Here is a 10,606-nt window from a genome sequence, read left to right as displayed (position 1 = left end):
GAGCGCAACCTTGCCAAGGTTGAGGTCATCGGTTCGAACCCGATGTATCGCTCCAGCTTTCTTCTAAAAAGCTATTAAGACTCTTTAAACCACCGTGTTTTTCTTTAGATCACAGAGTTTAAAGGCGACCTTAAAGGTCACACTCTTTCTTTAATGCTGCGAAGCATAATCCCCCCAAAAAGCAAATAATCCTCCATCATGGTGGATATTTTTTTGTCTTAAATTTTTCTTAGCAACTGGAATGCTAGTAAACATCAGGTCTCTGAAGCAGATACTTGAGGTTTTTCATATCTATAAACAGACTTATCCACAAAATGTTAGGTGTGGATAACTTGGTTGATAAAGTTATTTCAGGCTTAATTCTTTACCTATCCCTAAAAGATCTTTCTTGTTTTCAATATATTAGATGAATTGCGCCGATCGTAACTTGTTGTTTTTTATCAAGTTGGATGCTTGTCTTAGGTTTGATAAAAGATCGTTAACTTGTTGTTTTTTGATCTTAATCATTTATCGGTACTGTGTTTAACTTTGTGCGAGTGTCGGAAGTTTACGAGAGTTCTGAATTTTTTCCACATTGCTAGAATTGAGAACAAGGTCAAACATTGTTCTAAAATTATGTGCAACGAGTTGTCTTAAATATTGGACTGTTAGTGGGGGCTCGCTTGCCATACATTGGTATATAAAGCGTTAAGCGTCTCTTGGCAGTCCTTTTTCTACAATACGTATTAGTCGGTGCTTTTTAGTCGCGACTTTACTGTTACCTTTTGGCACCTCAATGGCACTAGGTAATTGCTGTAGTTGTTTTTCTAAAGCCCACTCAATATGGACATCTAGCATTTCGTTTTTGCCTTGATGAGATTCCAGTGTTTCAACAATGCGTTGTTGAAATGGTGCATTGCCCATCGCAACAAAGATATTGCGCAACCATTGGGTGTGGCCGATACGTCTTATTGCGGAGCCTTCCATTTTCTTTAGGAAGGTTGCTTCATCCCAACCTGAAAGTGCAACCAGATCGGCTTCTTGGAAATCTTCTCTGCGGTGAAAGTCGGTTTGTTCTGTGAGTTCGGCATGACGGTTCCATGGGCAAACTAACTGACAATCGTCGCAGCCGTAGATACGGTTACCAATCGCTTCTCTATACTCTTCAGGGATCACACCATCATATTCAATGGTTAAGTACGAGATACATTTGCGCGCATCCACCACGCCATCATCAATAATGGCACCTGTTGGGCAAGAAGTGATACATGCGGTGCATTTACCACACTCATCGACACTGGGTTCATCGACTGGAAGAGGGATGTTAACTAACAGCTCCCCTAGAAAGAACCAAGAGCCCGCGTCTTTATCAAGAATTAATGAGTGTTTACCTGTCCAGCCCAACCCTGCTTTTTGAGCGAGCGGTCTTTCCAAAATAGGTGCTGAATCGACGAAAGGGCGTGAGTCTAAACCTTCGACCTCTTTTTCAATTCTTTGTCCCAGCTTTTTCAACTGGTTACGGAACAATTTGTGATAGTCGCGGCCTAAAGAATAACGGCTGATGTAGCCTTGAGTGGTATCGCTTAGGTTAGAGGCGAACTGAGCTTCTGGTGGTAGGTAATTCATTCGAGCGCTGATCACTCGAATTGTGCCTGGGTGAAGTTCATCAGGACGTGCACGCATCATCCCATGTCGAGCCATCCAATCCATTTCGCCGTGGTGACCCGCATCTAGCCATGCTTGAAGAGGGGCTTCGTGTTCGCTTAAATCAACATCGCAGATGCCAACTTTTTGAAAGCCTAACTCTTTTCCCCAAATTTTAATTTTTTCAGCAAGATGGTCTAGATTCATGGCTTCATACTTATCGATTAAAATTCGGTTAGGCAAAAATGGGGGCGGATCTTAACGGATCTTAGTGGTGTTGACCAGAACAGACGTGTTTTGAGCAGTATTTTTCATAGAACTTACACTTGAGTGCTTGTCTCCCAAAAGCATCACGGTTTACTATTCTTGTTCTTTTGATTTTTATATAGTCAACGATCGATTTTTAGAGAACGTATTCATGAGCACGAAACAATTTACTTTGAAAGATGAACAAGCAACGATTCAATTAGGAACGGAGCTTTCTAATCTTTGCTCACAGCAGACGACTATTTATCTGCATGGTGATCTTGGCGCAGGTAAAACGACCTTCAGTCGTGGCTTTGTAAAAGCACTTGGCCATCAAGGAAATGTAAAGAGCCCAACGTATACTCTAGTTGAACCTTATCAACTTGCCGATTGGCAGGTGTACCACTTTGACCTTTATCGCCTAGCCGATCCTGAAGAGTTAGAGTTCATGGGAATTCGTGACTACTTTACTCCAGATGCTATCTGTTTGGTTGAATGGCCTGAGAAAGGCTATGGGATGCTACCAGAAGCTGATTTGGATATTGATATTCGTTACCAAGACGATCACCGTATTGTTTCTTTAACCGCTAATAGTGAATACGGACAGCGCTTACTTAGTCAGTTGGAGTTATGTTGATTTCTAAACGCCTTATTTCAGCAGTGGCCATGATGGCTGCTGTTTTTTCTATACTGTTTTCTTCACTTGTTTCTGCAAACTCACTGAAAAGTTTAAGGGTTTGGCCTTCTCCAGAAGAAACTCGTGTGGTTATCGACTTAAAATCAGAAGCGGATTTTAGCTATTTCACACTGAGTAGCCCGAGTCGTTTAGTGGTCGATTTAAAAAATACCAACCTTGCAACTAAGCTACCGGTCGTGGTGAAAGATAGCCCTGTTCTATCTAAGATTCGTAAGAGTTCACCGCCAGACAAAAACACCTATCGCTTGGTTTTTGAGTTAAAGAAGTCGTCTAAAGCAGAGTTGTTCAAACTGAGCCCGACTCCGGGTGGTCAGTATGGACACCGTTTGGTGATCGACTTTCCTCATGGTGCGGCAAGTAAAGCGACATCGAAGCCAAGTAAACCAACGGTTAGCAAGAACATTAATCAGGTTAAACGTCAGAAAGACATTTTGATCGTGATTGACCCTGGCCACGGTGGTGAAGATCCTGGCTCAATCGGTCCATCTCGTAAATATGAGAAGAATGCGACGCTGAGTATCTCCCGCAAGCTGGCTGCACAATTAAATGCCGTACCGGGAATCAAAACGCGTTTAACGCGTAATGCTGACTACTTTGTGAACTTGAATCGACGTGTTGCGATTGCTCGAGAGAATGAAGCTCACCTGTTGATCTCTATTCACGCCGATGCATTTACCACTCCTCAACCAAGAGGTGGCTCGGTGTTTGTGCTGAATACTCGACGTGCGAATACCGAGATCTCACGCTGGATTGAGAATAAAGAGAAACAGTCAGAGCTACTTGGTGGTAGCGGTGCTGCTTTTACTGGCAATATTGATGATAAGAACGTAAATCAAACCTTGCTTGATTTGCAGTTTAGCCACTCTCAAAAAGAGGGCTACAAGCTGGCAACGGCGATTCTGTCTGAAATGGGTAAGGTTGCGAAACTGCATAACAGTAAGCCGATTAACACCAGTTTGGCGGTATTACGTTCACCACAGATCCCATCTGTATTGGTAGAGACGGGCTTTATTTCGAATCCGACGGAAGAGAAGCTGCTTTTCCAACGCTCGCATCAAGATAAATTGGCACGAGCAGTGACTAAAGCGGTCGTTAAGTATTTGAAGGCTAACCCGCCTGAAGGGATTATCTTGTCTAACGCGACGTCATCAACGGGTAGCGTGAGCCAACATAAAGTCTCTCGTGGTGAGTCTCTATCTGTTATTGCGAATAAATATGGCACGTCGACACAGGCCTTGATGAAATTCAACAACCTGAAATCGAGCAGCTTAGCGATTGGCCAAGTACTTAAGATTCCAGGCAGCGCTTCAAGCTCATCATCAAGCAGTGCTGTTAGAACTAAGACCATAACTCACACGGTTAAGTCTGGAGAGTATCTAGGCAAGATAGCCAGCCGTTATAAAGTTTCGGTGGCTGATATCAAACGTGAGAACCGCTTGAAATCAGAGACTGTGAGAGTAGGCCAAAAGTTACGTATTACAGTTGAAGTGAAAGATGTCCCTCTGCGCAAACACAAAGTCGCAAGAGGCGATTATCTTGGCAAGATAGCTTCGAAATACGGCGTGAGCGTTAACAGTATTCGCCAAGCGAACAAATTGCGCTCTGATGAATTAGCCATTGGCCAAGTGCTCATTATTCCACATAAGTAGTTGAGCCAATATTTAAGTCATGTTTAGAACATAGAAGTAATCTTTAACGCGAGAAGTACTTCTATAAGTGGCAGTAAGGTAGCTATATGACGATCAAAATACTGCCAGCTCGGTTAGCGAACCAAATCGCAGCGGGTGAAGTGGTAGAAAGACCAGCTTCTGTTGTGAAAGAGTTGGTTGAGAACAGTTTGGACTCAGGTGCGACGCGTATCGATATTGATATCGAGAAAGGTGGCGCTAAGATGATCCGCGTTCGTGACAACGGTAAGGGCATCGTCAAAGATGAGCTTGCCTTAGCGTTGAGCCGTCATGCTACTTCTAAGATCCATACTCTTGACGACCTTGAGGCGATCGTCAGCCTCGGTTTCCGTGGTGAAGCGCTGGCGAGTATTAGTTCAGTTGCGCGCTTAACCATGACTTCACGCCCTGCTACTCAAGATCAAGCTTGGGCGGCACACAGTGAAGGCCGTGATATGCAGGTGAAACTGCAGCCTGCAGCGCATCCAATTGGTACCTCGGTTGAGGTGTTGGATCTGTTCTTCAACACACCAGCACGCCGCAAGTTCTTACGCACCGAGAAAACCGAATTCACGCATATTGATGAGTTGCTTAAACGTATTGCATTGAGTCGCTTTGATGTGACGATCAACCTTCGTCATAACGGCAAAATGATTCGTCAGTACCGCGCAGCTAAAACACAAGTTCAAGCAGAAAAGCGCATCGCTGCGGTATGTGGCAACCCTTTTGTGCGCCATATGCTTAAGATCGAGCTTGAGCATCAAGGCCTAAAACTTCATGGCTGGATCACCACGCCAGAAGGAGCAAGACAACAAAGCGATCTGCAATACTGCTATGTGAATGGCCGTATGATGCGTGACAAACTGATCAATCACGCAATTCGCCAGAGCTATGAAACTAGCCTGCGTCCAGATCAATTCGCAACGTATGTGCTGTTCATTGAACTCGACCCACATCAAGTTGATGTGAATGTTCACCCTGCTAAACATGAAGTGCGTTTCCATCAAGCGCGCCTTGTGCATGACTTTATTTACCAAGCATTGAGTGATGGCTTAGCACAGAGTAAGCAGATCGATGCTGCGCCAATCAATCAATCAGCTTTTCATCAATCAGAAGTGATTCATCATCAGCAAGATAGTACGAGCTCTGTAGTTGATGGTGTTGCAAGTTTTACTGAGCCAGAAAACACGCTACCTAGTAATGCTGATCAAACCCAAGTTTCGGAGAGGGAGCGACACGCCATTGAGCAAACACCTTCCTACCCGAGAAAAGCCGAATCTGAGCAGGTTCATGATAAGCCTCAACACAGCGTTAATGACGGCGGGCGACACTATATTTCATCAACTAGCCCAAGCTCATCAACCAGCTCAAGTTCATCAACCAGCTCAATTTCATCTGCTGGCCGAAGCTCGTCTGCTAGTGAAAGCCGTTTTACCGGCTCTCCTCGCCAAGAGTGGATTGAGTCTCGACCTGCACCGAAGAAAGAAAAAGAACCACACCAACATCATGCTGAGCCAGCGCCCTCAAAGCGCGAAGTTAAGGCTTATAAAGAGCTTTTAAAAACGCCAGACTTTGATGAGCAGGTTGTACAGACTTCATATCCTCAAGAGCATGTGGCACCAGTAGAAACCAGAGACAACATAGAAAATATAGAAAATAAAGAAGCTAAGCCTGCTCAACAGAATCCTGTTCATTCAAAGCCAAGAGTACCTGTGACGGACTTAGGCAAAGCCGTCTCGGTAGTGGAACGTCAGTATCTGGTGATGGGTAATAAGAACGGCAGTGTGTTGGTTTCTTTGGCTAAGGCTGAATTATTGCGTGTTGTTGGTCAGCTTGATACTCGAGGTGGCGCGTTAAAAAGCCAGCCACTATTGGTGCCCTTATCGATTAAGCTGGGTAGTGAACTTGTCGAAGTTGCGAAGACGCTGAGCCAAACATTGGCATTACTGGGGATTGAGCTTAAGGCGCGAAACAGTGAGGCGGTAATGGTGATGGGCGTGCCTTCTCCTTTAAGGCAGCAAAACTTACAAATTTTGATCCCAGATCTGTTATCTTACGCGGCTTCATTAAACGCTCAGATTGCTGATAATCACACGGCTAATGTTTCCAACGACCTGTTGCCATCATTGGTTAACTGGATCGGGATTCAAACGGCACAAGTAAAAAGCGACTACACTTTATCTGAAGCGGTTCAACTAGTTGGGGAACTTGAACAACTTTGGCATGGTCTACTTCCATTAGATGATCCAGAGTTTGTTAATCCTATCGACTTTTCAGCGACTATAGCCGCGTTTACGGTTTAACTTTTTCGCGACGACATTTGTCTTTTTAGCTGAATACGTCGCGACACAAAGCCCTTTGCTAAAAAGCGCTAAAACAGAGAAGCAAATACAAAATATCATGACTGAAAAATTACCTTTAGCGTTGTTTTTAATGGGCCCAACGGCATCAGGAAAAACAGATTTAGCTATCCGCTTACGTCAGAAATACCCAGTAGAGATCATCAGCGTCGATTCGGCACTTATCTACAAAGACATGGATATTGGTACCGCTAAACCGGATGCGGAAGAGCTTGCGCTCGCGCCTCATCGCTTGATTGATATTCTGGATCCAAGCGAAGCGTATTCTGCGGCAGATTTTCGTCGTGATGCGATCAATGAAATGAATAAGATTGTAGCGGAAGGCAAAATTCCGCTACTTGTTGGTGGCACAATGCTTTACTACAAAGCATTGTTGGAAGGTTTATCGCCATTACCAGCAGCGGATCAAGAGATTCGTAAGCAGATTGAAGCGGAATCTATCGAACAAGGTTGGCAGGCATTGCACGATCAATTAAGAGAGATTGATCCCGTATCCGCTGAAAGAATACACCCAAATGATCCACAAAGGCTTTCAAGGGCATTGGAAGTTTACCGAATTTCGGGTAAAACATTAACAGAGCTAACTCAAACGAAAGGCGATAGCCTGCCATTTCGTGTAAAACAATTTGCAATAGCTCCCAAGGAAAGGAAAGAACTCCATCGCCGCATTGAGCTGCGTTTCGAGAAGATGATCGAAGCGGGATTTGAAGAGGAAATGAAGGCGTTGTACGCCAGAGAAGATCTTCATCCTGAACTGCCATCGATCCGATGCGTTGGTTATAGGCAGATGTGGGATTATTTAGACGGTAATTGTGATTTAGACGAAGCGGTTTTCCGTGGTGTCTGTGCAACCCGTCAGTTGGCCAAGCGACAAATCACCTGGTTGCGCAGTTGGGATGATTTAACTTGGTTAGATAGCGAAAACATTGATCAAGCGTTAGAAACTCTTTCAGATGCAATAGCATCTGATTAGTATTGCTGTGTATAATGTGATCGCTTTTGCGTGAATATACTCTGGAAAGGATCCGTTATTGAGGCTTTTAAAAAATCACAGCCTTTCAATAACAACGGAGTTTTTTTATTCATTTAGCTCAGATGCAAAGGCCGCACCTTTTTGTGCACCACTAGCTAAATAATTACAACAAAATACAAATAAGGAAAATAAAATGGCTAAGGGGCAATCGCTACAAGACCCATTCCTAAATGCACTCCGTCGTGAGCGCATTCCAGTCTCTATCTATCTTGTTAACGGCATTAAGCTGCAAGGTCAGATCGAGTCTTTCGATCAATTCGTGATCTTATTGAAGAACACAGTAAACCAAATGGTTTACAAGCATGCGATTTCTACTGTGGTACCTGCTCGCGCAGTTAGTCACCACAGCGGCGAGCAACGCACGCCATCTGATCGTCCAGAGAAGACTGAAGATTAATCGTTCAATTGATACAGCTTGCGCTGTAATAAGGAGTTGGTTGCTTGTTTGACCGTTATGAATCCGGCGAGCGAGCCGTACTTGTTCATATCAACTTCACGCAAGAGGGAGAATGGGAAGACCTAAGCGAATGTGAAATGCTGGTCTCCTCTGCGGGGGTAGAAACGCTACAAGTGATTACTGGTAGCCGACAATCCCCACTCCCTAAATACTACGTTGGAGAAGGTAAAGCCCTAGAAATCGCACAAGCTGTTCAGCTAACCGGTGCTGAAATTGTGATTTTTAACCACTCTCTCTCTCCTGCCCAAGAGCGAAATCTCGAGCAATTGTGTAAATGTCGTGTGATTGATCGCACGGGTTTGATCTTAGATATCTTTGCACAACGTGCGCGAACTCATGAAGGTAAGCTACAAGTTGAGCTCGCTCAGCTTCGTCATATCTCTACCCGATTGATTCGTGGTTGGACTCACCTTGAAAGGCAGAAAGGTGGTATTGGTCTTCGTGGTCCAGGTGAAACTCAACTGGAAACCGATCGCCGTTTGTTGCGTGACCGTATAAAGGCAATACTGCGTCGTTTAGCGAAAGTCGCTAAGCAGCGTGAACAAGGACGACGTGCTCGTAATCGAGCTGAAATCCCAACAATTTCTTTGGTTGGTTATACCAACGCAGGGAAATCAACACTTTTCAATCGCATCACAAGTGCTGGTGTTTATGCGGCAGACCAACTGTTTGCAACCCTAGACCCAACACTGCGTAAGATTGATTTGGCAGATGTCGGGCCTGCAATTCTCGCAGATACCGTAGGTTTTATCCGTCATCTACCACACGACTTGGTCGCTGCGTTCAAGGCAACATTACAAGAGACGCAGGAAGCTGACATTTTGTTACATGTTGTTGATGCCAGTGATGACCGTTTTCGTGAGAACATTCAGGCTGTTCATGAAGTATTAGAAGAAATCGATGCTCATGAAGTGCCAACCCTTGTAGTCATGAACAAAATTGACTGCATGGAAGACCAAAAACCTCGAATTGAAAGAGACGAAGAGGGCGCACCTCGCGCTGTTTGGGTTTCTGCAATGGAAGGAGAAGGCATTGAACTGCTGTTTGAAGCTTTAACTGAGCGTTTAGCTAGCCAGATGGTTCAATTCCGGTTGTGTATTCCACATCAACATCAGGGCCGTATTCGCAGCTTATTCTTCGAGATGAAATGTATTCAACAGGAAGAGTATGATGAAAATGGTAACTTGTTGATAGATATCCGAATGCAACAAATAGATTGGTCTAAACTTGAAAAAAGAGAAGGGGCGCTCTTAGGTGACTTTATCGTTACCAAAGAGACTGCTACAGTATAACGTCATATCAAATGATGGAGCTTTCTAATGGCGTGGAATGAGCCTGGAAATAACAACAACGGCGATAATAACGGCCGCGATAATGACCCTTGGGGTAAGAACAATAATCGCGGCGGCCGAGATCAAGGACCGCCAGACTTAGACGAAGTGTTTAGTAAACTAAGTCAAAAGTTAGGTGGCAAGTTTGGTAAAAAAGGTGGCAACGGTAACGGACCATCTATCGGTGGTGGCGGTGCGATTGGCTTTGGTGTCATTGCTGTCATTGCGATTGCTATCTGGTTCTTCGCTGGTTTCTACACCGTTGGCGAAGCAGAAAGAGCAGTAGTACTTCGATTAGGTCAGTTCGACCGTATCGAAGAGCCTGGTCTTAACTGGCACCCACGCTTCATCGATGAAATCAAAGATGAGCAACTAGTCAACGTTCAAGCGATTCGTTCTCTACGTGCTGCTGGCACGATGCTAACGAAAGATGAAAACGTTGTGACCGTTGAAATGGGTGTTCAATACCGTGTTTCTGACCCATACAAGTACTTGTATCGTGTAACGAATGCAGACGACAGTTTACGCCAAGCAACCGATTCTGCGCTTCGTGCAGTAATTGGTGACTCACTAATGGATAGTATCCTAACAAGTGGTCGTCAGCAGATTCGTCAAAGTACTCAAGAAACACTAAACCGCATTATCGATAGCTACGATATGGGTATTCTTATTGTTGACGTGAACTTCCAGTCAGCACGTCCACCAGAGCAAGTGAAAGATGCATTTGATGATGCTATCGCGGCTCGTGAGGATGAAGAGCGTTTCGAGCGTGAAGCTGAAGCTTACCGAAATGACATTCTTCCAAAAGCAACAGGTCGTGCTGAGCGTTTGAAGAAAGAAGCGGTGGGTTACTCAGAGCGCACAGTTAATGGTGCTCTAGGTCAAGTGGCTCAGTTCGAGAAACTGCTACCTGAATACCAAGCAGCTCCTGAAGTAACACGTAACCGTATGTATCTTGATACAATGGAAAAAGTGTACTCAAGCACATCGAAAGTCCTGATTGATTCTGAATCAAGCGGTAACTTGCTATACCTACCAATTGATAAGCTAGGCGCACAAGGTGGTTCTCAGTCGGGCACTCGCCCTGCAAAAGCATCATCAACTTACGATCAAATTGAGTTAGAAACTCAAGCTGATCCAAAGTCTAGCACTCAAACTCGTTCAGACAGTTCACGCCAAGGGAGATACTAAT

The 10,606-nt window shown here is 44.6% G+C and carries 8 protein-coding genes; 7 read left to right on the top strand and 1 reads right to left on the bottom strand.

Going from position 1 to position 10,606, the window contains the following annotated elements:
• Positions 1 to 687: 687 nt before the first annotated feature.
• Complete coding sequence (gene queG, locus ACED45_RS15820; protein ID WP_285952834.1) at positions 688 to 1,830, bottom strand: tRNA epoxyqueuosine(34) reductase QueG; 1,143 nt, start codon at positions 1,828 to 1,830, stop codon at positions 688 to 690.
• Positions 1,831 to 2,041: 211 nt separating this feature from the next.
• On the opposite strand from queG, the gene tsaE reads away from it, so the two are divergent.
• From tsaE to hflK, 7 genes are all read left to right on the top strand, one after another.
• The gene (tsaE, locus tag ACED45_RS15815) at positions 2,042 to 2,506 is read left to right on the top strand and encodes a tRNA (adenosine(37)-N6)-threonylcarbamoyltransferase complex ATPase subunit type 1 TsaE (protein WP_004735870.1); all 465 of its coding nucleotides are present in this window, start codon (positions 2,042 to 2,044) and stop codon (positions 2,504 to 2,506) included.
• Positions 2,500 to 4,215, top strand: coding sequence for an N-acetylmuramoyl-L-alanine amidase (locus ACED45_RS15810; protein WP_371714430.1), 1,716 nt, complete (start codon positions 2,500 to 2,502; stop codon positions 4,213 to 4,215). The genes tsaE and ACED45_RS15810 overlap by 7 nt, the downstream gene beginning before the upstream one ends.
• A gap of 86 nt (positions 4,216 to 4,301) precedes the next feature.
• The gene (mutL, locus tag ACED45_RS15805; protein ID WP_371714429.1) at positions 4,302 to 6,536 is read left to right on the top strand and encodes a DNA mismatch repair endonuclease MutL; all 2,235 of its coding nucleotides are present in this window, start codon (positions 4,302 to 4,304) and stop codon (positions 6,534 to 6,536) included.
• Between the two features lie 97 nt (positions 6,537 to 6,633).
• A complete protein-coding gene (miaA, locus tag ACED45_RS15800) occupies positions 6,634 to 7,566 on the top strand; it encodes a tRNA (adenosine(37)-N6)-dimethylallyltransferase MiaA (RefSeq protein WP_060983120.1) in 933 nt (310 codons plus the stop codon).
• Positions 7,567 to 7,759: 193 nt separating this feature from the next.
• Positions 7,760 to 8,023, top strand: coding sequence for an RNA chaperone Hfq (gene hfq / locus ACED45_RS15795; RefSeq protein ID WP_017059927.1), 264 nt, complete (start codon positions 7,760 to 7,762; stop codon positions 8,021 to 8,023).
• 44 nt (positions 8,024 to 8,067) lie between these two features.
• Complete coding sequence (gene hflX, locus ACED45_RS15790) at positions 8,068 to 9,375, top strand: ribosome rescue GTPase HflX (RefSeq protein ID WP_017059928.1); 1,308 nt, start codon at positions 8,068 to 8,070, stop codon at positions 9,373 to 9,375.
• 27 nt (positions 9,376 to 9,402) lie between these two features.
• Positions 9,403 to 10,605 carry an FtsH protease activity modulator HflK gene (gene hflK / locus ACED45_RS15785; protein ID WP_017103358.1) on the top strand — a complete coding sequence of 401 codons (1,203 nt, stop codon included), beginning with the start codon at positions 9,403 to 9,405 and terminating at the stop codon, positions 10,603 to 10,605.
• Position 10,606: the final 1 nt, after the last annotated feature.

The sequence above is a fragment of the Vibrio crassostreae genome (assembly GCF_041439375.1).
Classification (GTDB): Bacteria; Pseudomonadota; Gammaproteobacteria; order Enterobacterales; family Vibrionaceae; genus Vibrio; species Vibrio crassostreae_D.
This window is presented reverse-complemented; position numbering and strand designations above follow the sequence as displayed.

Coding starts and splice junctions, on each gene's coding strand:
- hfq (WP_017059927.1), top strand. CDS start 7,760: ATGGCTAAGGGGCAATCGCTACAAGACCCATTCCTAAATGCACTCCGT.
- queG (WP_285952834.1), bottom strand. CDS start 1,830: ATGAATCTAGACCATCTTGCTGAAAAAATTAAAATTTGGGGAAAAGAG.
- ACED45_RS15810 (WP_371714430.1), top strand. CDS start 2,500: ATGTTGATTTCTAAACGCCTTATTTCAGCAGTGGCCATGATGGCTGCT.
- miaA (WP_060983120.1), top strand. CDS start 6,634: ATGACTGAAAAATTACCTTTAGCGTTGTTTTTAATGGGCCCAACGGCA.
- mutL (WP_371714429.1), top strand. CDS start 4,302: ATGACGATCAAAATACTGCCAGCTCGGTTAGCGAACCAAATCGCAGCG.
- hflK (WP_017103358.1), top strand. CDS start 9,403: ATGGCGTGGAATGAGCCTGGAAATAACAACAACGGCGATAATAACGGC.
- tsaE (WP_004735870.1), top strand. CDS start 2,042: ATGAGCACGAAACAATTTACTTTGAAAGATGAACAAGCAACGATTCAA.